The sequence below is a fragment of the Roseobacter sp. YIN89 genome, from assembly GCF_057219365.1.
Window position 1 is genome coordinate 255424 of the sequence record NZ_JBXVVD010000004.1, and the last position, 22266, is coordinate 277689.

Annotated in this window: 20 protein-coding genes; 11 read left to right on the forward strand and 9 right to left on the reverse strand. The window is 57.6% G+C overall.

Annotated elements, in window-relative coordinates; translation table 11 throughout:
• The 7 genes from AC2D8V_RS17180 (at position 1) to AC2D8V_RS17210 (ending at position 7517) form a co-directional block, all read left to right on the forward strand.
• Positions 1 to 2448, forward strand: coding sequence for a GcvT family protein (locus AC2D8V_RS17180; RefSeq protein WP_484734819.1), 2448 nt, complete (start codon positions 1 to 3; stop codon positions 2446 to 2448).
• Positions 2445 to 3335: a homocysteine S-methyltransferase family protein gene (locus AC2D8V_RS17185; RefSeq protein ID WP_484734820.1), complete on the forward strand. Its 891-nt coding sequence runs from the start codon at positions 2445 to 2447 to the stop codon at positions 3333 to 3335. The genes AC2D8V_RS17180 and AC2D8V_RS17185 overlap by 4 nt, the downstream gene beginning before the upstream one ends.
• A complete protein-coding gene (locus AC2D8V_RS17190) occupies positions 3322 to 3459 on the forward strand; it encodes a hypothetical protein (RefSeq protein WP_484734821.1) in 138 nt (45 codons plus the stop codon). The genes AC2D8V_RS17185 and AC2D8V_RS17190 overlap by 14 nt, the downstream gene beginning before the upstream one ends.
• The gene (locus AC2D8V_RS17195; protein ID WP_484734822.1) at positions 3456 to 5900 is read left to right on the forward strand and encodes a GcvT family protein; all 2445 of its coding nucleotides are present in this window, start codon (positions 3456 to 3458) and stop codon (positions 5898 to 5900) included. The genes AC2D8V_RS17190 and AC2D8V_RS17195 overlap by 4 nt, the downstream gene beginning before the upstream one ends.
• A 152-nt stretch (positions 5901 to 6052) precedes the next feature.
• A complete protein-coding gene (locus tag AC2D8V_RS17200; protein ID WP_484734823.1) occupies positions 6053 to 6700 on the forward strand; it encodes an RluA family pseudouridine synthase in 648 nt (215 codons plus the stop codon).
• A gap of 80 nt (positions 6701 to 6780) precedes the next feature.
• On the forward strand, positions 6781 to 7098 hold the full coding sequence (locus AC2D8V_RS17205; RefSeq protein WP_484734824.1) for an ArsR/SmtB family transcription factor: 318 nt from the start codon (positions 6781 to 6783) through the stop codon (positions 7096 to 7098).
• Positions 7095 to 7517 carry an SRPBCC family protein gene (locus AC2D8V_RS17210; protein WP_484734825.1) on the forward strand — a complete coding sequence of 141 codons (423 nt, stop codon included), beginning with the start codon at positions 7095 to 7097 and terminating at the stop codon, positions 7515 to 7517. Before AC2D8V_RS17205 ends, AC2D8V_RS17210 begins: the two co-directional genes overlap by 4 nt.
• Before the next feature lie 45 nt (positions 7518 to 7562).
• On the opposite strand, the gene AC2D8V_RS17215 is transcribed toward AC2D8V_RS17210, so the two are convergent.
• Positions 7563 to 8990, reverse strand: coding sequence for an aldehyde dehydrogenase family protein (locus AC2D8V_RS17215; protein ID WP_484734826.1), 1428 nt, complete (start codon positions 8988 to 8990; stop codon positions 7563 to 7565).
• Positions 8991 to 9141: 151 nt separating this feature from the next.
• Between AC2D8V_RS17215 and AC2D8V_RS17220 the strand changes: the two genes are divergently transcribed.
• Together AC2D8V_RS17220 and AC2D8V_RS17225 are read left to right on the forward strand one after the other, a co-directional pair.
• The gene (locus AC2D8V_RS17220) at positions 9142 to 9792 is read left to right on the forward strand and encodes a peroxiredoxin (protein WP_484734827.1); all 651 of its coding nucleotides are present in this window, start codon (positions 9142 to 9144) and stop codon (positions 9790 to 9792) included.
• A gap of 116 nt (positions 9793 to 9908) precedes the next feature.
• Positions 9909 to 10979, forward strand: coding sequence for a capsular polysaccharide export protein, LipB/KpsS family (locus AC2D8V_RS17225; protein WP_484734828.1), 1071 nt, complete (start codon positions 9909 to 9911; stop codon positions 10977 to 10979).
• Here the strand turns inward: AC2D8V_RS17225 and AC2D8V_RS17230 are convergent.
• The 4 genes from AC2D8V_RS17230 to AC2D8V_RS17245 all read right to left on the reverse strand — a co-directional run bounded on the left by AC2D8V_RS17230 (position 10976) and on the right by AC2D8V_RS17245 (position 15611).
• A complete protein-coding gene (locus AC2D8V_RS17230; RefSeq protein WP_484734829.1) occupies positions 10976 to 12055 on the reverse strand; it encodes a rhamnan synthesis F family protein in 1080 nt (359 codons plus the stop codon). The two genes, AC2D8V_RS17225 and AC2D8V_RS17230, sit on opposite strands and share 4 nt — an antisense overlap.
• A gap of 149 nt (positions 12056 to 12204) precedes the next feature.
• On the reverse strand, positions 12205 to 14340 hold the full coding sequence (gene pnp / locus AC2D8V_RS17235; protein ID WP_484734830.1) for a polyribonucleotide nucleotidyltransferase: 2136 nt from the start codon (positions 14338 to 14340) through the stop codon (positions 12205 to 12207).
• A 150-nt stretch (positions 14341 to 14490) separates the two neighbouring features.
• Positions 14491 to 15018, reverse strand: coding sequence for an ASCH domain-containing protein (locus AC2D8V_RS17240; protein WP_484734831.1), 528 nt, complete (start codon positions 15016 to 15018; stop codon positions 14491 to 14493).
• 2 nt (positions 15019 to 15020) lie between these two features.
• A complete protein-coding gene (locus AC2D8V_RS17245; protein WP_484734832.1) occupies positions 15021 to 15611 on the reverse strand; it encodes a LysE family translocator in 591 nt (196 codons plus the stop codon).
• 532 nt (positions 15612 to 16143) lie between these two features.
• Between AC2D8V_RS17245 and AC2D8V_RS17250 the strand changes: the two genes are divergently transcribed.
• On the forward strand, positions 16144 to 16818 hold the full coding sequence (locus AC2D8V_RS17250) for a 1-acyl-sn-glycerol-3-phosphate acyltransferase (RefSeq protein WP_484734833.1): 675 nt from the start codon (positions 16144 to 16146) through the stop codon (positions 16816 to 16818).
• Between the two features lie 146 nt (positions 16819 to 16964).
• On the opposite strand, the gene aqpZ is transcribed toward AC2D8V_RS17250, so the two are convergent.
• Positions 16965 to 17657 (reverse strand): aquaporin Z, encoded by a 693-nt coding sequence (gene aqpZ / locus AC2D8V_RS17255; RefSeq protein ID WP_484734834.1) that lies wholly within the window; start codon positions 17655 to 17657, stop codon positions 16965 to 16967.
• Between the two features lie 439 nt (positions 17658 to 18096).
• On the opposite strand from aqpZ, the gene AC2D8V_RS17260 reads away from it, so the two are divergent.
• A complete protein-coding gene (locus tag AC2D8V_RS17260) occupies positions 18097 to 20376 on the forward strand; it encodes an amidohydrolase family protein (protein WP_484734835.1) in 2280 nt (759 codons plus the stop codon).
• Between the two features lie 170 nt (positions 20377 to 20546).
• Here the strand turns inward: AC2D8V_RS17260 and rpsO are convergent, their stop codons facing one another.
• From rpsO to AC2D8V_RS17275, 3 genes are all read right to left on the reverse strand, one after another.
• A complete protein-coding gene (rpsO, locus tag AC2D8V_RS17265) occupies positions 20547 to 20816 on the reverse strand; it encodes a 30S ribosomal protein S15 (RefSeq protein WP_484734836.1) in 270 nt (89 codons plus the stop codon).
• Between the two features lie 144 nt (positions 20817 to 20960).
• A complete protein-coding gene (locus AC2D8V_RS17270) occupies positions 20961 to 21650 on the reverse strand; it encodes a hypothetical protein (RefSeq protein WP_484734837.1) in 690 nt (229 codons plus the stop codon).
• A gap of 60 nt (positions 21651 to 21710) precedes the next feature.
• Positions 21711 to 22232 (reverse strand): DUF1643 domain-containing protein, encoded by a 522-nt coding sequence (locus AC2D8V_RS17275; protein ID WP_484734838.1) that lies wholly within the window; start codon positions 22230 to 22232, stop codon positions 21711 to 21713.
• Positions 22233 to 22266 lie beyond the last annotated feature (34 nt).

Below are 22266 nucleotides of genomic sequence, written 5' to 3' on the forward strand. Positions count from 1 at the left end.
ATGGCAGAATTTCCAACGACAGCGCGGGTTGTCATCATCGGGGGCGGCGTTGTCGGCACCTCCACGCTCTATCATCTGGCGAAAGCCGGGTGGAAAGACTGCGTATTGCTCGAAAAGAATGAGCTTACAGCCGGCTCTACGTGGCATGCCGCAGGCAATGTGCCGAATTTTGCCGGATCATGGGCGGTCATGAATATGCAGCGCTATTCCGCTGCCATGTACCGAACACTGGGTGAAGATGTCGATTACCCGATGAACTACCACGTCACCGGTGCGGTGCGTCTCGCCCACACCAAAGAACGGATGCAGGAATTCGAGAAAGTTGCCTCGATGGGGCACTATCAGGGGCTGCAGATGGATATCTGCACGCCTGAAGAACTGCTTCAGTACAACCCATTCATGGAAACACATGATCTGATGGGCGGCATGTGGGATCCGCTGGACGGCGACATTGACCCTGCTCAGCTGACCCAGGCTTTGGCAAAAGGCGCGCGGGATGCGGGTGGCCGTATCGAGCGGTTCTGCCCGGTTACAGGCATCGACCGCGACGGGGATGAATGGATCGTAAAGACCGAAAAGGGCGACATCCGCTGCGCGTATGTGGCGAACTGCGCCGGTTACTATGCCCAGCGCGTCGGCGAGATGTTCAAACCCTTCGGCGGGCGTACGGTGCCGATGGTCGTGATGTCGCACCAGTACTTCCTGACCGAGCCGATCCCCGAACTCGAAGCGTGGACCAAGGAAAACGGCAAGAAGGTCGCGATGATCCGTGACGTAGATATTTCCTACTACCTGCGGCAGGAAAAAACGGGTTTGAATCTCGGACCCTATGAACGGAACTGCAAAGCGCATTGGGTGACACCTGACGACCCGATGCCCGAAGATTTCTCGTTTCAGCTCTATCCCGACGATCTTGAACGGCTGGAATTCTACATCGAAGACGCGATGGCGCGGCTGCCGCTCTTGGGAACATCAGGCGTTGGGCGCAACATCAACGGCCCAATCCCCTATGCGCCTGACGGCCTGCCGATGGTTGGCCCCATGCCGGGTGTGAAGAACGCATTTGAAGGCCATTCCTTTACCTTTGGCATCGCTCAAGGTGGCGGCGCGGGCAAGGTGCTGTCCGAATGGATCATGCATGGCGAAACCGAGCTTGACATGTGGGCGGTCGATCCGCGGCGCTATACCGACTACGCCGATCACGACTACTGCCTGTCAAAGGCGCTGGAAACATACGGCCACGAATACGCGATGCATTTCCCGCATCACGAATGGCCTGCCGGACGCGACAAAAAGCTGTCGCCGGTACACGACAAGATCTTGGCTGCGGGTGGGCAGATGGGGGCCTACAACGGTTGGGAACGTGCCAACTGGTTTGCCAAGGACGGCGACGACACCTCCGAAGAAGCGACCCATACATGGGACCGCCAAGGCCCTTGGGCGCCTCGTGTCAAAGAAGAGGTGGAAGCCGTGCGTGACGGTGTCGGGGTTCTGGATTTGCCGGGCTTTTCCCGGTTCAGCCTTGAAGGATCTGGTGCTGCGGAATGGTTGCGCGGCAAAATCGCCGGCGCGCTGCCGAAAGCAGGTCGCATGACGCTTGGCTATTTCCCCGACAGCCGTGGTCGCATCCTGACGGAAATGTCGCTGATACGGCATGCCGAAGATCACTTTACCCTGATTACTGCAGCAACCGCGCAGTGGCACGATTTTGAGGTGCTGGCCAAAGATCTGCCCGACGGAGTTAACCTGAGCGATCTGACGCGCGAATTCAGCACGCTGATTGTCACCGGTCCGAAGTCCCGCGCACTTTTCGAAGAGATCGGAACAGAGGCCGATCTTTCACTGGGATGGCTGACGCATCAATCGGCCACTGTGGCCGGCATCCCGTGCAAGCTTGCGCGGGTGTCGTTTGCTGGCGAGCTGGGCTGGGAAATCCACGCGCGCAACGATGCAATCCCTGCGCTTTATGACGCTGTGATTTCCGCCGGTGCTGTTCCGTTTGGCATGTATGCACTCAACTCGATGCGCATGGAAAAAGGCTACCGAGCATGGAAAGGCGACCTGTCAACGGATTATTCCCTGCTCGAAGGCGGGCTTGAACGGTTCGTCAAGCTCGACAAACCGCAGGATTTTCCCGGTAAGGCAACCCTGCTCAACGAAAAGCAACAGGGCAGCAAAAAGCGTTTTGTCACACTTGTCGTCGACGCGGGCGAGCAGGACGCGCCTTATATGTCCCCTCTCTATCATGGCGATGAGGTGGTTGGTGAAACCACATCCGGTGACTGGGGCTACCGCATCGACAAGTCTATCGCCCTTGGCATGTTGCGGATTGATCTGACCGCCCCCGGAACAGAGATCGAAGTTGAAATCTACGGGCAGCGCCGCAAGGCGACTGTCCAAAAAGACCAACCGCTGTGGGATCCGCAGAATGAAAGGCTCCGCGCATGACACGGATAACGCTGCTTGACGGTGGCATGGGGCAGGAACTGGTTCACCGAGCGGGGGATAAACCTACGGCATTGTGGTCAACGCAGGTCATGGTGGACCACCCGGGCATGGTCGAAGGCGTGCACCGCGATTTTTTTGAGGCGGGTGCCACTGTTGCCACGACCAACACCTACGCGATACACCATGACCGCCTCGAAGGCACCGGTCTCGAAGACCAGTTTGGCGACCTTCATGATCGCGCTCTGGCCGAAGCAACCGCAGCCCGTGCGGCCCACGGCTCCGGGCGCATCGCCGGTTCGATTGGACCATTGCGGGCGAGCTATCGGCCAGACCTGCATCCCGATCAGGTGGTGGCGGTGCCGCTTTTTTCTGAAATCGCAGACCGGATTGCGCCGGGCTGTGATTTGCTGATCTGCGAGACAGTGGCATCTATTGCACATGCTCGCGATGTACTGGCAGCGGCAAAACAGACTGGACTTCCCGTCTGGCTGGCCTGCACCGTCAATGACCGCGATGGAACAAGACTGCGCTCCGGCGAGCCCGTGAGCGATCTTGGTGACGTGGCGCGTGCGGCAGATGCGGTCCTTGTCAATTGCTCCGCGCCCGAGGCGGTCACCCAGGCGTTGCCACTGATCGCGCCATTCGGCGTCCCCTTCGGTGGATATGCGAATGGTTTTGTCCAGATCAGCCAAGACTTTCTGAAAGCCAAACCAACAGTGGACAGCCTCGAACTTCGCAAAGACATGGGGCCCCGTGCCTATGCAGGGTATGTGATGGAATGGGTCGCTGCGGGTGCCACCATAGTGGGCGGATGCTGTGAAGTGTCCCCAGCGCATATCGCAGAGATCCACCACCGCCTGACAGCAGCCGGATATGACGTTGTCTGACACCGTGATGCTCTTTCACTTTGCCAAGAAAACTCTGGGGGGAGGTGCGGGCACCGCGCCGGGGGGCAAAGCCCCCATTACCCGTATTCCTCCTCCTGACTGCTTTAAGGAGACATCCGAATGACTTCCGTACCATCACACGCGCGCGTGGTTATCATCGGCGGCGGCGTAATTGGCTGCTCTGTTGCCTATCACCTGACCAAACAGGGTTGGAAGGACGTGGTGCTGCTGGAACGTAAACAACTGACGTCCGGGACGACGTGGCACGCAGCAGGCCTCATTGCCCAATTGCGCGCTACGGCGAATATGACCAAGCTTGCGAAATACAGCCAGGAACTATACGGCAACCTCGAAGCGGAAACCGGGGTCGCCACCGGTTTCAAGCGGGTGGGGTCCATCACCGTTGCCCTGACCGAGCACCGACGCGAAGAAATATATCGTCAGGCGGCTATGGCCCGCGCATTCGGTGTTGAAGTCGAGGAAATATCAACGCGCGAAGTGCAGGACCGCTACTCGCATCTGAATGTCGACGGTGTTACCGGCGCCGTCTATCTGGACAAAGACGGTCAGGGTGACCCGGCCAATATCGCACTGGCGCTGGCAAAGGGCGCGCGCCAGAACGGAGCGCGGGTGATCGAACGCACTTGCGTCACGCGGATCGCAAAAGAGGGGCGTCGGGTCACAGGCGTTGATTGGGCGCAGGACGGGCAAACCGGTCACATCAAGGCAGACATGGTTGTCAACTGCGGCGGCATGTGGGGCCACGAAGTGGGCCGCATGGCCGGCGTGAACGTGCCGCTTCAGGCGTGCGAACACTTCTATATCGTGACAGAGGCCATCGAAGGATTGACGCAATTACCGGTGCTGCGCGTGCCCGATGAATGCGCCTATTACAAGGAGGACGCGGGAAAGATGCTTTTGGGCGCCTTTGAGCCCAATGCCAAACCTTGGGGCATGCAAGGCATCCCGTCCGACTTTGAGTTCGATCAGTTGCCAGAGGATTTTGACCACTTCGAACCAATTCTCGAAAAGGCCGTCGACCGCATGCCGATGTTGGCCGAGGCGGGCATCCATACGTTCTTCAACGGCCCCGAAAGCTTTACGCCTGATGATGCGTATCATCTGGGATTGGCTCCGGAGATGGACAACTTCTGGGTCGCCGCCGGGTTCAACTCCATTGGTATCCAGTCTGCAGGCGGGGCTGGCATGGCGCTTGCCCAATGGATGGACGCAGGTGAAAAGCCCTTTGACCTCGGAGATGTGGACATCTCCCGCATGCAGCCTTTTCAGGGAAACAAAACCTATCTGTTCGAGCGGTCCAAAGAAACGCTGGGTCTGCTTTATGCGGATCACTTTCCCTACCTGCAAAAGGCAACAGCACGCGGTGTGCGGCGAACGCCGTTTCACCAGCACCTGCTCGACCGTGGCGCTGTGATGGGAGAACTCGCAGGCTGGGAACGGGCCAACTGGTTTGCAAACGACGGTCAGAAACCTGCGTATGAGTACAGCTGGCGGCGGCAGAATTTCTTTGAAAACGTCGCAGCAGAGCACAAAGCAATCCGCACAAACGTCGGTATGTATGACATGTCTTCCTTCGGCAAGATCCGCGTTGAAGGGCGCGATGCGGTGGCCTTCATGAACCACGTCGGGGGCGGGCAATATGACGTGCCCGTGGGCAAAATCGTCTACACACAATTCCTGAACCACACCGGCGGAATCGAAGCCGATGTCACAGTCACGCGCCTTTCTGAGACGGCTTTTCTGGTGGTCACTCCCGCAGCGACCCGGCTGGCTGATCAGACGTGGATGCAACGCCATATCGGTGAATTCAACGTGGTGATTACTGATGTCACGGCAGGTGAGGGCGTTCTGGCCGTTATGGGGCCCAATGCGCGCGCGCTCTTGCAAAAGGTCTCTCCTGCCGATTTCAGCAACGAGGCCAACCCTTTCGGGACGGCACAGGAAATTGAGCTTGGCCTTGGTCTGGCGCGTGTCCATCGTGTCACCTACGTGGGCGAACTGGGCTGGGAAATCTACGTGAGCGCCGACATGGCAGCCCACGCTTTTGAGGTTCTGCACGACGCCGGGCAGGATATGGATTTAAAGCTCTGTGGCATGCATATGATGGATTGTGCGCGCATCGAAAAAGGGTTCCGCCATTTCGGACATGACATTACCTGTGAGGATCACGTGCTCGAAGCCGGTCTGGGGTTTGCGGTCAAGACGGATAAGCCCTCTTTCATTGGGCGGGACGCAGTACTGCGCAAGAAAGAAGAGGGTCTGGCCAAACGGCTTGTTCAATTCCGTCTCACAGACCCCGAGCCGCTTTTGTATCACAATGAACCGGTTTTAAGGGACGGGGAGATCGTTGGCTATCTCAGTTCGGGGGCGTATGGTCATCATCTGGGTGGCGCCATGGGGCTGGGGTACGTCCCGTGCAGGGGAGAGACCGCAAGCGAAGTTCTCGCGTCGCGGTATGAGATCGATATTGCAGGCTCAAAGGTGCAGGCCGAGGCGTCACTCAAGCCTATGTATGATCCAAAGTCAGAGCGGGTGAAGGCGTAAGCTCAGGTTCCCCAAAGATCGGCCCGCCGCGCAAATTCATGCGGCGGGAGCCTCCGGCGGGAGTTTATTTTGCAAAGTGAGAGAGCCAAGGGCGCTCTGGTGTTCCTGGTCAAGGGGCTTGATGTTTGCAGGGTGATTTGCGAGCAGGGCGCATGGATGATATTTACACGCCCCCGGATACGCCGATTAAGATTTTGCACGAAGATGCAGAAGTTGTTTTGGTGGATAAACCCGCCGGGCTTTTGTCTGTGCCGGGCAAGGGGCCGCATCTGGCGGATTGCCTTCTGTCACGTCTGAAGGCTGTATTTCCTGATGTTCTGCTGGTGCACCGCCTGGATCGTGACACTTCTGGGGTTATGATTTTTGCGCTGACAGCCCATGCACAGAGGCATCTCGGGCTGCAGTTCGAAAAGCGGATGACACAGAAAACATACGTAGCGCGGGTCTGGGGCGTCCCGCAGCAAAAGACAGGGACGGTCGACCTGCCACTTATCGTCGACTGGCCCAATCGGCCGCGGCAGAAAGTCTGCCACGAGACGGGAAAACCTGCGCAGACTGACTGGCGTGTGCTTAAAGACGAGGGCGAGACTGCGCGGCTACGGTTGTCGCCTCGTACCGGGCGCAGCCACCAGTTGCGAGTGCACATGCGCGCGCTTGGCCATCCAATTCTGGGCGATCCGTTTTACGCCGACGGGCCCGCGCGCGCATTTCCGCGATTGATGCTGCATTCGCAGGAACTGCGCTTCAAACATCCCCAAGGCGGCCGGTCAATGAAAATGCGGGCTGCGGTACCTTTCTGAGTGCTTCGATTGCGAAGGCTTGACATGATACCGTTTGGTACTCTATTAAATGATACCTTCTGGTTTCACATGGGGATTCGATGCATCACGATCAGACCGTTTTTCGCGCGCTTGCAGATCCGACCCGACGCGACATTTTACGCATACTGAAGTCGCGTGATCTGACCATCGGCGAGGTTGCTCAAAACTTTGATATAACCCGCGCCGCGGTGAAGAAGCATTTGACAGTTCTGTCTGACGGTGGGCTCATCACCGTGCGTACGCAAGGCCGAGAGCGTATTAACTCTCTGAACCCAAGAGGAATTCAGCCAGTTCTCGACTGGTTGGGTATTTTCGATGAATTTTGGACTGACCGCCTCTCGGCTCTTAAGGCGGCTATTGAAAAGGATAGCCAATGACTGACCCTGTGCTTCGTAAAACAATATTCCTGCGCGCGACGCGAGAGGAGGTCTGGGCGTTTCTGACCGAGCCGGACAAACTTGCAAAATGGTTTCATGCGCCCAAGGTGCCGCTGGCCCAAGGGCAGCCGTTGGAATTGTTTGGCACGACCAGTGGCGACCTGCTGATCTGGGGAGAAGTGAGAGAAGCGCGCGCGCCCGAATATCTGGAGCACACTTTTACCGTCAAACCGATGGGACAGGCCGTCAGCGTTGTGAAATGGCGCTTGCGCAGTGTCTCGGGCGGAACCGAACTGGCGCTTGAACATTCCGGATTACCGTCTGCTGCAGAAGCGTTCGATCTCGTTCTTGCAATGGATCACGGTTGGGACAAGCATTTCATGCAGATGCGCGACGCCCTGCATCCTGTTCCCGCATAGGAAAAAGGCCCCCGACGGGGGCCTTTCGTTCCTGCGGCGATGCCGCTACTCCGCAGCCCATCCGGAAACGGCTTTGACCTCCAGGAACTCCTCGATCCCGAAAACGCCCCCTTCGCGGCCATTGCCTGATTGTTTGTAGCCGCCGAACGGAGAGCCTTTAGCGAACCCCTGGCCGTTGGTTTCGACCATTCCAGAGCGCAACCGCCGTGCCACGCGACGGCGCTTTTCGTCGTCTTCGGTCTGCACGTAATTCGTCAGGCCGTAGGGTGTATCATTGGCAATTGCGATGGCTTCGTCTTCGGTGTCGAAGGGAATAATCGATAAGACGGGTCCGAAAATTTCTTCGCGTGCAATGGTCATATCATTTGTCACATCTGCGAATACCGTCGGTTTCACATAGTAGCCGCGGTTAAGCCCATCAGGACGTCCAAGCCCACCTGCCACGAGGCGCGCCTCGCTCATGCCGGTTTCAATCAGAGCCTGAATTTTGTCGAATTGCGCCTTTGATACGACCGGACCAATGTGTTTTCCGGCCTCGGACGCGGGCCCGACATGGGTCGCCACAGCGGTTTCCGCTGCCATCTCGACAGCAGCATCGTAGCGTGATCTGTGCACAAGCATCCGGGTCGGCGCGTTACATGACTGCCCTGAGTTGCGAAAGCAGCGGATCGCACCGGCTTTGGCCGCTTTGGGATGTGCGTCTTCAAAGATGATGTTTGCTCCCTTACCGCCGAGCTCCAGGCTCACACGCTTTAGCGTGTCCGCCGCAGCCTTGGATATTGCGATGCCTGCGCGGGTTGATCCGGTAAAGCTGACCATATCGACATCGGGATGCGCCGAAAGTTGCGACCCAACACCCGCACCATCGCCGTTCAAAAGATTGAAGACGCCTTTCGGAAACCCCGCCTCATGCACGAATTCGGCAAACAACAGGCCAGACAGAGGTGCAATTTCCGAAGGCTTCAGGATCATTGTGCATCCTGCGGCCATTGCGGCCACCGTCTTGAGCACAATCTGGTTCATCGGCCAGTTCCACGGCGTGATAAGTGCACAGACGCCAATCGGTTCACGCAACGTCTTCTCAGTCGCTGTGAAATCCGTTTCGAATTCGAAAGCGTCAAAAGCTTCGAGGAACCCCTCGATATGCCAGCTTCCCGCGCCCACTTGCTGCGCGCGGCTCAATTCGATTGGCGCGCCCATCTCCATCGACATTGCCTGCGCCATTTCTTCCGCGCGGGATTTGTAAACTTCCATCAGTTTCACGATCAGCGCGCGCCGCTCTGCCTTGCTGGTCCGCGACCACGCTTCGAATGCGGCTCGCGCAGCGGCCACGGCGGCATCCGTATCCGCCTGATCCCCCAGCGATATGACCGCGCATTCTTCTTCGGTCGAAGGGTCGATCACCGAAAAATCACGCGCTGTCGCGGGTGCGACCCATTGGCCATCAATGTAAAACTCACGCTTTTCCTGCATGGGGTAACTCCTGTTGCGGGCGCGGCGCGCCCTATGTTGCGGCGCGCAGCATGCCTTTGCTGGTCACAGTGTTCAAGGGGGGGTGCAACGGCGCGCGTTTACGACTAGGACTCGTTGCGAAAGACAGCTTCACAATGGACCGGAGGATACCATGGCTTTGCGCATCAACGATACCGTACCAGATTTCACAGCCGAGACCGACCAAGGGACAATTCAGTTTCATGACTGGATTGGCGACAGTTGGGCCATTCTGTTTTCGCACCCCAAGGATTTCACGCCAGTATGTACAACGGAATTCGGTGCCGTGGCTCAACTGGCCGACGAATGGGAAAAGCGCGGCACCAAGGTGATCGGTGTTTCCGTTGACGGTGTGGAAGATCACAAGAAGTGGAAAGGCGATATCGAAGCCGTCGGTGGCGCAAAGGCAGGGTTCCCGATCATCGCAGACGAAGGTTTGGCAGTATCCAAGGCATTCGACATGCTGCCAGCCGAGGCCTACATGCCGGACGGCCGCACGCCGAATGACAGTGCCACGGTCCGGTCGGTTTTCATTATCGGGCCAGACAAGCAACTGAAGCTTAACATGACCTACCCCATGACAGTTGGCCGCAACTTTGCCGAAGTTTTGCGCGCGCTCGACGGGTTGCAGATGTCTGCCAAGGGTGTGGCAACACCCGCGAACTGGCAGGTTGGCGAAGACGTAATCATCCCTGCTGCTCTGTCTGACGAAGATGCCAAAGCCAAATTCGGCGAGTTCGAGACTGTTTTGCCCTATCTGCGCAGAACAAAAGCCCCCGAATAATCTGACAAGGAAGGGGCCGTAGGTATCGGCCCCTTTTTATCTCGCCGATGAGTAGTTTTTTCAAATTAGACACGGGCCAACTGCGCAACTTCGATGCAGTTCTTGGACCCGAGTGCGTGACGTTTGCAACCGGTACGTGGTCTGTTTTGCGGTCGCTCGCGACACATGCAGGCTGGTCGGGCGCTGTTACGGCGCTGATGCGGTCGGCATTCGCGCCCGCAACCGGGCAGCGCGCTCTGGTGCAAGGAAATCTTGACCGCAAACGCATTCGCTTGCCGCAGGTGTTCGGCAATCCGGTGGTCATGGCGGTCTATGGCTGGATCAAATCGACCCAAGCCGGGGTATTGAAAGCCGCTCTTGAGGCAAAGATCGCGGCTGAAAACCCTGAGGTAACCATTGTCTATAACGGGTCGGTCTACCCCGAGGCTGTGCTGGCATCGGTGAGCCGGGGGCGTCGTCGTGTTTTTGTCGAGGCGGGTTTCTTTCCCAAAACGCTTCAGATTGACCCCGAAGGATTGAACGGAGCCAATTCGGTTCCTCGCGATCCTGCGTTCTATCTGGATACGGATCAGGATTATGCAGCCGATGGTTTGCCTCAGGCGGTAAACAACCGCGCGTCCAAAGCCACGGGCGAGGGCGTCGTTGATTTGGAACCGGGTTATGTATTTGTGCCCTTTCAGGTGCCTTCCGACATGCAGGTCACGGTTCATTCCCCTTGGGTGCGTGACATGGAAGCGTTTCTGGATGTCGTGTTGGCCGCTGCAGAACGGCACCCCGACGACATTTTCGTCATCAAGGAACACCCAAGTTTCAAGCGATCCGTCAAAGGCCTCAGACCCACGCATCCACGCGTGATCTTTGCCAACGACAATGTAACGTCCGATCTGATCCAGAATGCGCGCGCTGTTGTCACGCTTAACTCGACCGTGGGTATCGAGGCCCTGCTGTTTGACAAACCGGTCATCACGCTGGGGCGCGCGTGTTACAACGTCGAGGGATTGGTTCTGCATGCAGACGGGCCGGATGCATTAAGCGACGCGCTGCGTGCGTCACAGAAATGGCGGCATGATGATCGATTGCGTCGCCAGTTCGTGGGCTTTCTGTGGAACAGCTATCTCGTGTCCGGGACTTACGATACACCGCCTGCTCATCTGAAAGAGATCATCCTTGGCAAGGCGAGGGATTAGCGACTGTCCCAGTCCTTTGCTTCGGCCTGCACAGTAGGGCGCAGCATCTCCTGCAAACCGGTCTGGAATACTTCAGCGCGCTGGCGCATGAATTTTTCCTCGCGGTTCTTTTTCAGGATTGGCGACCGAAGCTCGCGCAGAAAAACGTATGGATGGGCATTGAGAAAATAAATGCCGACTTTGCTGCGCTCAAGCACATCCGTTCTCGCGGCCTGCCAGCCGGGATCGCCGGGGGCCAGATCTTTGAGCGGGGCAAAGACGTTTCGCATAATGTGATCTGATCCAAGCTGGCGCTTGGCAACTTCGTAGAGCTCGGAATCCGTCAATGCGGCGTAAGCGTCGCGCACCTGCTGCGCCTCATACAATCCGCTGGCAGAGAAACCGCGCTGGGTAAAATAAGCGGTCAGTTTGATTTCGAACTGACGAATGATGATGCGTTTCGATCCCTGAAACATCGGCATTTTGCGCCAATAAGCGGCGAAAACCTCTGATGCGGCCAAGTCTTTACTGAAGCGGTAGAAATAGGAATGAAGGTGCCAGTGTCGGGTTTTACGGCTCTTTTTCGTATAGTAGATCCCGAACACATCTGTTTCAGCGGCGCGGGCGCGATCAATCAGATCGCAATCATCGTAGAGCGGGAACCAGATGCTGTCGTTAAGCAGGAACAAGTTGTCAAAAGGCAGCCCTGCTTTCTGAATGTGCATCAGGGCATCACGATACCCGCCAAAATCATACCCGAAATTGGGGCGGCAAAGTATCAATCGCGTTTTCTGCTTTAACTTGGCTTTGTCCGCATCCGACAGGGGCGCATTCGACACCACCAGCGGCCCGACACCACTGGCGATCAGATGATCCAGTTGTTCGTAAGTGGATTGCAAGACACCGTCGGGTTGGTAGATCAGAATGACAGCCAGATCGGCAAGGTCAGCGACGTGTCCTTCCGTTACGCGAACCTGTGGTTTGAGAAACCGATCATAGTAAAGCCGGTTCACCGGCCCCATCGCGAACAGGCGCGCTTCGCTGATCTGGGTCCAGACGCGGGCAACCTCGCGTTTTGCTTTCCACCAGTTTGCCATCTAAACGCACACCCCATGATCGCGCTGTACAGTGCCATCGCTTTAGCAGGCTTTTGGCGAAAGTATAAGCGCCTGCGCCCGCGTTTCGACCAACAAAAAAGGCCGCTCGCACGGGCGAACGGCCTTTCTTTCAGAGTAGGCGTAACGGCTTAGCCGTCGGCTTTTTCTTCTTTTTTGATCTCTTCGCCGGTTTCCTGATCGACGACTTTCATCGACAGGCGGACCTTGCCACGGTCGTCAAAGCCAAGCAGTTTGACTTTGACTTCCTGACCCTCTTTCAAGACATCAGAAGGGTGGTTGAGGCGGCGGTTTTCGATCTGGGAAACGTGTACCAGACCGTCCCGCTTGCCGAAGAAATTCACGAATGCACCAAAGTCGACAATCTTGACGACTGTACCGGTGTAGACCGCGCCTTCTTCAGGCTCTGCCACGATCGAGTGGATCATGTCATAGGCTTTTTGGATCGAGTCGCCGTTCGGGCTTGCGATCTTGATTGTGCCTTCATCGTTGATGTCCACTTTCGCGCCGGAAACTTCGACGATCTCGCGGATGACCTTGCCGCCCGACCCGATCACTTCGCGGATCTTGTCGGTTGGGATCTGCATCGTTTCGATGCGCGGGGCGTGGACAGAGAAGTCAGATGCACCGGAGAGAGACTTGTTCATCTCGCCCAGAATGTGCATCCGGCCTTCTTTGGCCTGAGCCAAAGCCTTTTCCATGATCTCAGGCGTGATGCCCGCAACCTTGATGTCCATCTGCAGCGAGGTAATGCCGTTCTCGGTACCCGCAACTTTGAAGTCCATGTCGCCGAGGTGATCTTCGTCGCCCAAGATGTCGGACAAGATCGCGTAGGATCCGTCGTCTTCAAGGATGAGGCCCATCGCGACGCCGGCTACGGCGGACTTCAGCGGCACACCAGCGTCCATCATGGACAGAGAACCGCCACAGACAGAAGCCATGGAAGAGGATCCGTTGGACTCGGTGATCTCAGAGACCACGCGAACGGTGTAGGGGAAATCCGTCGCCGCTGGCAAAACCGCCTGCAACGCGCGCCATGCCAGCTTGCCGTGGCCAATTTCACGACGTCCGGGAGGGCCCACGCGACCCGCTTCGCCAACCGAGTATGGAGGGAAGTTGTAGTGCAGCAGGAAGTTGGATTTGAAGTTGCCATGCAACGCGTCGATGAACTGCTCATCGTCGCCGGTGCCGAGGGTCGTAACCACAAGGCCCTGCGTCTCACCACGTGTGAACAGGGCAGAGCCGTGTGTACGGGGCAGCAGACCTGTTTCGCAAACGATGTCGCGGATTTCGTCCGTCTTGCGGCCATCGATACGCTTGCCGGTTTTCACGACATCGCCGCGCAGGATGGATGCTTCGAGACCTTTCATCGCCGAGCCGAGGTTGGGATCTTCCAGTTGCTCTTCGCTCAGCGCTTCCATGATTTTTTCGCGGGCTGCGGCAACGGCTGTTGTCCGCTCCTGCTTGTCAGAGATCGCGAATGCCGCGCGCATGTCTGCCTCGCCCGCTGCCGCAACGGCACTGGACAGGTCAGAGTAGTCTGCCGGCTGGAAGTCAAACGGCTCCTTGGCGGTGTCTTCGGCCAAAGCGATGATCAGGTCGATTACGGGCTGGATCTGTTCATGCGCAAAGTTTACGGCGCCCAGCATTTCTGCTTCGGTCAACTCGTAAGCTTCGGACTCGACCATCATCACAGCGTCTTTGGTTCCCGCGACTACAAGATCAAGGCGCTGATCCGGGTTCAGGCGCAGGTCCTGCATGTCGTCGACAGTCGGGTTCAGGATGTACTCGCCATCTTCAAAACCGATGCGCGCACCGGCGATTGGGCCCATGAACGGTGCACCGGAAATTGTCAGCGCGGCAGAGGCTGCAATCATCGCGACGATGTCCGGGTCGTTGACCAGATCGTGGGACAGAACGGTACACATCACCAGCACTTCGTTTTTGAAGCCGGGAACAAACAGCGGGCGGATCGGACGGTCGATCAGGCGGGCTGTCAGAGTTTCTTTTTCTGTCGGGCGCGCTTCACGCTTGAAGAAGCCACCGGGCACTTTGCCTGCGGCATAGTATTTCTCTTGGTAATGGACAGTCAGCGGAAAGAAATCCTGACCGGGCTTTTGCTTTTTGGCAAAAGTTACGTTGGCCATCACGCTTGTCTCGCCCAGTGTGGCGATTACTGAACCGTCCGCCTGACGGGCAACTTTTCCTGTTTCCAGTGTCAGCGTTTCCTCGCCCCACTGGATTGATTTTTTCGTTTCGTTAAACATCTACGTTTCCTGTTTCGGCCCTCGGGCCATTTGCATAGGGGGCGTATTCCCCCTGACCTCGGTATCTTCTTTGTCAGGCGCTGAGGTCCGGGCGCCGGCTTTCAGATGGCGGCGGCATACACGACATGGCGGCTTTTGGAAAGAGAAGCTTCAGTCTTTCATCCACGGCTTGGCAGGTGGCGATCTGTAGCTTGGGGCGTCGTCGGGAAACATGTCTAGCGTGCGCATGTCGCCTTGTGCCCTGTCGAACCGTCGCATCCACGGTTTATCCGGCGCAAAGCCGGTTGCCGGTTGCCATTCAAAGTACCCCAGAGCACCTGACGCGGGGATTGGCGTGATCGCCCGCGGATCGGCGAGCAGGAGCCCGGCATCGCCCCCGAACCATTCACTGTCAGATTCTGTAATTATATCAGTGACCTGAACGGTTCCAATGAGACCCCCGCGAACCAGTTCATCAGGGCGCGGACACCTGACGCCATGCCGCGCGAGACGCCACTGGCCGTACCGGTATTCCGCTTCGGACATGCCACTGGCCGCGTGGATGCAGATGTGTCCCGGACCCATGCGCCCCGCCGGTATCGAACCCATGGAACGGTTTTCGATCACCTTGCCGCCGTTTACGATCGCCCATGCCCACGGTTGGCGCACGGAGAGAGCGAGAGGTGGCAGGCCGGTCATCTTCAGCCCTGTGCAAAGGCCGCCAGCGCCACCACAAGCAGCATGGACGCCGCCATCGCAATATTGATCACACGTTGTTTGCGATGCGGCAGGTTCATGCGCCGCAGGCTGATACCGGCCCAGAGCCACGCAAAGTGGATCGGGATCCAGATGGCGTTGACGACAATAAACTTCAGAATGATTTCGAGGGTGTAGTTGTCGGGCAAGAACTGAAAGCCGGTAAAGAGCGCGGTGTTGACCGCATAGGCCTTGGGGTTGATGGCCTGCAGCAGTACCCCACCGGTAACACCTGGTGGGTGGGCACGTTCGATAAAGGCCAGTTTGCTGCCTGCGAAAGCGATGCGCATCGCAAGATAAAACAGATAGGCGATAGAGGCGAAGAAGAGCACGGTACGCAGACGCTCATCCGCAAAAAGGATCGCCGTCAGGCCGCTGACAATCGCAAGGCATACAAGGTTTGTGCCAATGAAAAGGCCGGTGACATAGCGCGTGCCCGCGCCCGCACCAAAGGCTGCGCCGACCCCTGCTGTCGAGAGCACACCGGGCCCGGGGGTGATGATCAGAAAAAAGACAGCGGCGGCAAAGGTCAGCATGAGGCCACTCAATCAGGCTCCGGTCGGAGGGGCAAGCAACATCGCCCGACCTGCGCTCGGCGCGGGTTTTCGAAACCTTTGCGCAACGCGCGCCGGGTAGTTTTCACGCAAGGGCGGGAATCACCCGTTAAGCCTTGTTTTGTTGGGAAATGCGGCATCGGTGTAACGTCGGTATTGCGTCGGTGCCTTGTCGGCACTGGTCGTGGTTAACAGCGCGTACGCCGGAGTTCGTTACCCAAATGTGCATCACACGCCCGCAAGCTGAGGCATCAACACACCGCGCATGTGGTGACAGATGAGACTGAGACGGATCTTGCCCTTTGCAGAGTCGGGTATTGTCCGGGGCACTGGAACAAAGACACGCGGCCGGACTGGCCGCGGAGCGGGTTGTTTATGGTCTGCACATAAAGCTTAATAAGTTTGTTGCGCTCGTTACCGATCGCAATTTGCGCGCAGAAACAGTTGAGAGACAGATCGAAAAATCCGGCGACATTTGAAAAACGCTGGCTCCCAATTCCGACAGGAACCAATGATGAAAAAGCTGATCGATGCTACCCTCGGAAAATGGTTCCGACACTTCTTTTTCGTCTTGGTGCGAACCTATTATGCGCTGTTTTACAACATCAGTTGCGCAAACAAGCACTTGCTTCAGGACGCGCCGGGAACCCTTATTCTGGCGACACATGTCAGCCGACATGACGGGCCGCTTATTGCTGCGATCCTGTACACGACCATGCGCATAAGACCGACCGTTCACTACGACGAATACCACAACTGGAAGCAGTGGTTTCCGATGTATGTTGCGGCGGCCATTCCTATGAGTTCTCCGACGTCATGGCCGGAGGAAAAACGGCGGGAACGAAAAGAGCATACGCTGGGTGTCATCCACAAGGTGCTGGCCAATGGTCATTCGGTTCTTCTTTTTCCTGCGGGGAAGGTCCGCAGACAAAAAGAGGAAGTCATCTCGCCGAGGCTGTCTGGCGTGCGGGATATTCTGCGAAGGGAACCGAACACGCCGGTTATGTTGCTAAAATTGGACGGGCTGGGGAAATTCCAGTTTGCAAAATACGATGGCTTTTGGAGTTTTCTGGGGATCAAAAAAGGCCGGCGACACGTCAGCATTCACATCGCGCGGCTTACGGACCTTGATCCGGAGGCCGACCTCGCGGAGTTCAACCGAAAGCTCGAAAGTCTTCTCAACCAATAAAGCAGCGCGATTGCGGGAATTGGAGCGCGCGCCGTGTTTGGCAGGGCTTTTAAGGCTGGCCGTTTCAACCCGTCACCGCTCCGAAATCCCCGCCCCCGATCCAGCCAATGCTGAATCGGAGGAGAGCAATGTTTTGGTTGCGCCGCCTAGTCGTCGGTTGTGGTGATGGCCTTCCACAGAACCGCGCCGATAACAGCACCCAGCATGGGCGCCACCCAGAACAGCCACAGTTGGGCCAGCGCGGGGCCATCGGCGAAGATGGCCACGCCAGTTGAACGGGCAGGATTAACCGAGGTGTTGGTGACCGGAATCGAAATCAGGTGGATCAGGGTCAACCCCAGACCGATCGCAATGGGTGCAAATCCTGCCGGTGCTCCTTTGGAAGTCGCGCCCAGAATTATGATCAGGAAAAAGCAGGTGAGGACAATTTCGATGACAAGGCCAGACATCATCGAATAGCCCTGCGGAGATGCCGCGCCGTATCCGTTCGAGGCAAAACCGCCAACGCCGCTGAAGTCCGGAGACCCGGCCACGATGACGTAGAGAACGACTGCGGCCAGAGTTGCGCCGACGACCTGTGCGGCCCAATAGGGCAGGAGTTCTTTGCTGTCGAACCGGCCAGCCACCATCAGGCCAAGCGATACGGCCGGATTGAAATGGCCCCCTGAAATGTGACCCACGGCGAAGGCCATGGTCATTACGGTCAGACCGAAAGCAAGGCTTACGCCTAACCAGCCGATTCCAACATCGGCGATGCCAGCGGCTAGAATAGCGCTCCCGCATCCGCCGAATACAAGCCAAAAGGTTCCGAACAACTCGGCGAGCAGTTTCTTTGTCATTGAAAATTCCCCCATAGAAATTGGCAAAAGGAGCGTGCCACTGTGCCGGAAAGATGCAGCAGTCGTTAATCTATGACAATGAAAATATGGCTCTTGGGGGTTTTGATCTGATCAGAACTGGCTGTGGCAGCAGCGTGTGGCGGGGCGCAATGTCAAACTATGACCAAAAGGGCGCAGGCTGTCGGACCGAGACACGCCATTTTCGGGGGGGTGCGTGCGGTGACAACCAAAACGGAGAAACAATTTGGGCGAATGACTGCTTTGCGCTTTTTTGACTGGTGATCTTGAGCGGGCAAATGCCCGCATTTGATCTTGACAAAAACGTGGTGCCTTCCAGTTATGTGGGTATGGAATTCGGCCTTTGACAGGCCGTGGGAATGCCCAGTAATCGAGAAAAACCTATATTTCGCAGACTGTTACAACAGATAGGCCTTTAATCATGCTTCGTTCTTTTTCAGTGATCATCAGCTTGATCGTTATTTGCTTTGCCAACCTGGCAATCGCGTCGGAAACCCCTAACCCTGCCGCTGTTTTTTGCGTTGACCAAGGCGGGACGTATCGCATCGTGGACGAGGCCGATGGCCAGCGCGGCGTCTGCACCCTTGCGGACGGGAGCGAGGTTGACGCATGGGCGTATTTCCGCGCTGAGCATAGTACTGAAGACAAAGGTGATGGCGTGACACAGTTGGGTAATCCGGCAGCAGCGTTCTGTGTTGCCGCAGGTGGCAGCTATTCGGTCGTGGACGAGGCCGATGGCCAGCGCGGCGTCTGCACCCTTGCGGACGGCAGTGAGGTTGATGCCTGGGCGTATTTCCGGGAGCAACATGCATCGGCTGTACAAGACAGTATTGCACCTGTTTTTGCCGACCGTATTTGGGTGGGTGGGCCGATCCTGACCATGGTCGATGAGGCGATGCGGGCGGAAGCGCTGGCGGAAAAAGACGGTGAGATTATCGGGGTCGGCGATGTTGATCGCGTGATGGCCTTTCAAGGCCCCGAAACCAAGGTCATCGATCTGGCGGGTCGTACGATGATCCCCGGCTTTGTAGATGCCCACGGTCATGTATTCATGATCGGTATTCAGGCGCTTTCGGCAAACCTATTGCCTGCGCCTGACGGCACGGTAAATGACATTCCCGCATTGCAAAAAGTGCTGCGCGACTTTGCCGAAGCCCAGCCGGACCGTGTCGGTGCGGCGGGGTTGATCCTTGGTTTTGGCTATGACGATGCGCAACTTGCAGAGCAGCGCCATCCGACCCGGGATGAGCTTGATGCGGTTTCAACGGATATTGCGGTTTATGCCGTGCACCAGTCTGGCCATCTTGGCGTGGCCAACTCCAAAGCGCTGGAACTTGCTGGTATCTCTGCTGATACACCGGACCCCGCGGGCGGTGTTATCCGGCGGCGCGAAGGCAGTATGGAGCCCAACGGCGTGCTTGAAGAGAACGCCGCCACGATGGTGATCGGCGGGCTGCTGGGTGGATTGGATGAAACCGCCAACCGCGCGGTATTCCGGGCCGGTCTCGAACTGATTGCAACCTATGGATATACCACCGCGCAAGAGGGGCGTTCGGTTCCTGTTGTCGCGGACCTGATGCAGGCGGTGGCGAGTGAGGAAGGGCTGGACATAGATGTGGTCACCTACCCTGATATGCTGGTGGATCGCGCATATATTCTGGAAAACCAGTCCCTGAGCTATACCGACCGTTTCCGCGTCGGGGGCGCAAAGCTGACCATCGATGGCTCGCCCCAAGGGTTTACGGCGCTGCGCGACCGCCCCTACTTTGATCCGCCCGAAGGCTTCCGGGCCGATTATGCGGGTTACTCTGCTGCTTCGAACGATCAGGTTTTTGAGGCCGTTGACTGGGCGTTCGAAAACGATGTGCAGATTCTTGTGCACGCCAATGGTGAAGGAGCGTCGGATATTCTGATCGGCGCCGTCGACACTGCAACAAAAAAGCACGGGAACACCGACCGGCGACCTGTCCTGATACACGGGCAATTCATGCGAGAAGATCAGGTGGACGCCTACAACCGCCTTGAAGTGTTCCCGTCGTTGTTTCCCATGCACACATTTTACTGGGGTGACTGGCACCGTGACCGCACGGTTGGCCCTGCGGCTGCCGACAACATCTCGCCCACCGGATGGGTGCGTGAACGTGGCATGATGTTTTCCAGCCATCACGATGCACCGGTGGCTTTTCCTGACAGCATGCGCATTCTTGACGCCACAGTGACCCGCCGTTCACGATCCAATGATATCATCGGTCCGGCGCAGCGCGTTGATGTGCTGACGGCACTCAAATCCCTGACAATCTGGCCTGCGTATCAACATTTCGAAGAAGATCGCAAAGGCTCGCTGGAGCCGGGCAAGCTTGCTGATCTGGTGATCCTGTCGCAGGACCCCACGGCCATAGACCCGGAGACCCTGGATACCGTTGAAGTGCTCGAAACGATCAAGGAAGGCCGGACGATCTACAACGCCAGCACCCGGGAGGGGCGTCTGAACTACCGCCCGCGCAACGACGGTACGGACCCTTATGCGGGTTTCCTGCGTACGTTCACAGTGTCACACGAAATGCAGGGTGCTCAAAGATCGTTCAGCGCGGTACGCCCTTCGGTTTTTGCAAATGCTCCGCATTCGGGTGCCTGTGTGGCGCGCACTTTGACCGATATCATCACCGCTTCGCTTGTGACGGATACGTCCGGCGAAAAGTAGCGGGAGGCTGAATGTCGAAGGGATGCAGACCGGTTTCCGATGCGAGCGCCGTCTGCAGGCCCATCGTGGCGGATATTGAAACGACGGTTTTGTGGTTTCTTTTCGCAGCGCCCACAAAAAAACCGCGCCGTTGACAGGCGCGGTTTTCGAAACTCGGTATTGGTCGCTGGTTAGCGGCGCAGGCCGAGGCGTTTGATGAGGTCTTGATAGCGGGCCTCGTCTTTGCCTTTTACGTAGTCCAGAAGCTTGCGGCGCGTGGCGACCATCTTCAGCAGACCACGGCGGCCGTGGTTGTCTTTTTTGTGCTCTTTGAAGTGCTCTGTCAGTGTCGCGATGCGCGAGGACAGAATGGCAACCTGAACTTCAGGCGAACCGGTGTCGCCGTCTTTGGTTGCGTATTCCTTCATGATGCGGCTTTTTTCTTCAGCAGTAATCGACATCGGGGGCTCCTAATTTGTTGGTTTCGGTCAAGGCGCAGGCCGGGATGTCGTCCAGCACAGGCCCGTGGAGGTACCGCGTGCAGAAAGGATTCTCGCAAGCGATGGGGGCGTATAGGCAAGAATGCCTGAAATGGCAAATGGTTTTCAGTCTCTTTCGATCAGCGGTATGGGCTGCTGTTTCTGCGAGGGCTTGAGACCGGCGATCAGCGCCGAACTCAGCGCCACCAGCGCAATGTCGGCGAGAGTCAGCCCCGGCTCTCCGTGGATCTCTGCCAGCGGGGCGCCGTTCATCTCGACATGTACCACATCGGGGTCGTCGGGGTCGGCGGAGACGGCCACTTCCGGCTCTGCCGCACCTTCTGCCATGTCGTCCCAGACCAGCACCAGTTGTTCATCGCGGGCTGCGTAGTCGATGATTTCCGGTGTTTCGGCCTGCGTGATCCAATCGCCTGCCAGCGGCATCTCTTCGACCGTGCGCTCTAAGGCGACGGGCGGCTCTGGCGGCATCGGGGCAAAGGGCGCAACATCATCTTGGGCGGTATCATCACCGGGCACATCAAAACCGCTGCCGCCTTCGGCATAGAGCATGTCGTCATCTGTGATGGTGTCATAGAGGATGGCGTCCTCTTCACTGTCTGAAAGACGCTGGTCTGTCGCCGGAGCGGCGGGTGCGCCGTAGGCAGAGACATGATCCAGCAGGTTGCCCGCGTCATCCACGTCTGGGTCGTGATCGATAAAATCGTCTTCGTCGTCGTCGGGCTGCTGCAATTGCACCACGGCAATTGATGCCGCGCCCATGCCTACTAGCCCCATCAATCCTGCCAGCCACAACATTTGAAACCTCGATACCGATGCCCACCGGCTTTGCGCTATCAGAGAAACACCAAGGTTCGGTTAACTTTTGGCCGGCGTTGTCCAGACCTCGGGCAGGTGTGCGTAGGGCACATAGAGCGGGTGGCGGGGGTGCCCGTGTTTGGTCAGCCCGAGGTGGTGGAGCGTCACGCCCGCGTTTGACAGCAGCCGTGCAACGTCAGGTCCGCGCGCGCGGTGGCTGGCGTGACTGCCCCATGCGGCGATCACAAGGCTGGCCTGCTGCGCGGCTGCGGTGATGATTTCATCATTGCGCGGGCCTACCGGCTCTGCCGCGCGGCGCATGGCGTGGGGGTCGGTGTCGCGCCACGCAAAGATGTTGGTCACGCTAAAGCCGCCAAAGCCCATGGCGCGTGCGCGGCGTTCGCAGCGCTCGACCGTCGGGTCGTTTCTGAACTCGTCTGCGCGGGACGGGTTGAGCATGATGAAGTTCACTGTGTCCTTTGTGCCTGCCCAGTGTCGGGTCAGCTGGTAGCGATAGAGGCCGCAGTCGGAAAACTGCGCCTCGGAGCGGGTTTGGTCTGTAGCATGGTGGCGGATATCCATGGCCGGCTGAGATGCCAGCCCGCAGCCGCCTTTG

Excerpts from the sequence above, each read along its gene's own strand:
- pnp (WP_484734830.1), bottom strand. The coding sequence starts at position 14,340 with ATGTTTAACGAAACGAAAAAATCAATCCAGTGGGGCGAGGAAACGCTG.
- AC2D8V_RS17200 (WP_484734823.1), top strand. The coding sequence starts at position 6,053 with ATGGATGATATTTACACGCCCCCGGATACGCCGATTAAGATTTTGCAC.
- AC2D8V_RS17195 (WP_484734822.1), top strand. The coding sequence starts at position 3,456 with ATGACTTCCGTACCATCACACGCGCGCGTGGTTATCATCGGCGGCGGC.
- AC2D8V_RS17240 (WP_484734831.1), bottom strand. The coding sequence starts at position 15,018 with ATGACCGGCCTGCCACCTCTCGCTCTCTCCGTGCGCCAACCGTGGGCA.
- aqpZ (WP_484734834.1), bottom strand. The coding sequence starts at position 17,657 with ATGACAAAGAAACTGCTCGCCGAGTTGTTCGGAACCTTTTGGCTTGTA.
- AC2D8V_RS17275 (WP_484734838.1), bottom strand. The coding sequence starts at position 22,232 with ATGGATATCCGCCACCATGCTACAGACCAAACCCGCTCCGAGGCGCAG.
- AC2D8V_RS17245 (WP_484734832.1), bottom strand. The coding sequence starts at position 15,611 with ATGCTGACCTTTGCCGCCGCTGTCTTTTTTCTGATCATCACCCCCGGG.
- AC2D8V_RS17185 (WP_484734820.1), top strand. The coding sequence starts at position 2,445 with ATGACACGGATAACGCTGCTTGACGGTGGCATGGGGCAGGAACTGGTT.
- AC2D8V_RS17215 (WP_484734826.1), bottom strand. The coding sequence starts at position 8,990 with ATGCAGGAAAAGCGTGAGTTTTACATTGATGGCCAATGGGTCGCACCC.
- AC2D8V_RS17260 (WP_484734835.1), top strand. The coding sequence starts at position 18,097 with ATGCTTCGTTCTTTTTCAGTGATCATCAGCTTGATCGTTATTTGCTTT.
- AC2D8V_RS17180 (WP_484734819.1), top strand. The coding sequence starts at position 1 with ATGGCAGAATTTCCAACGACAGCGCGGGTTGTCATCATCGGGGGCGGC.
- AC2D8V_RS17250 (WP_484734833.1), top strand. The coding sequence starts at position 16,144 with ATGAAAAAGCTGATCGATGCTACCCTCGGAAAATGGTTCCGACACTTC.
- AC2D8V_RS17205 (WP_484734824.1), top strand. The coding sequence starts at position 6,781 with ATGCATCACGATCAGACCGTTTTTCGCGCGCTTGCAGATCCGACCCGA.
- rpsO (WP_484734836.1), bottom strand. The coding sequence starts at position 20,816 with ATGTCGATTACTGCTGAAGAAAAAAGCCGCATCATGAAGGAATACGCA.
- AC2D8V_RS17220 (WP_484734827.1), top strand. The coding sequence starts at position 9,142 with ATGGCTTTGCGCATCAACGATACCGTACCAGATTTCACAGCCGAGACC.
- AC2D8V_RS17270 (WP_484734837.1), bottom strand. The coding sequence starts at position 21,650 with ATGTTGTGGCTGGCAGGATTGATGGGGCTAGTAGGCATGGGCGCGGCA.
- AC2D8V_RS17190 (WP_484734821.1), top strand. The coding sequence starts at position 3,322 with ATGACGTTGTCTGACACCGTGATGCTCTTTCACTTTGCCAAGAAAACT.
- AC2D8V_RS17210 (WP_484734825.1), top strand. The coding sequence starts at position 7,095 with ATGACTGACCCTGTGCTTCGTAAAACAATATTCCTGCGCGCGACGCGA.
- AC2D8V_RS17230 (WP_484734829.1), bottom strand. The coding sequence starts at position 12,055 with ATGGCAAACTGGTGGAAAGCAAAACGCGAGGTTGCCCGCGTCTGGACC.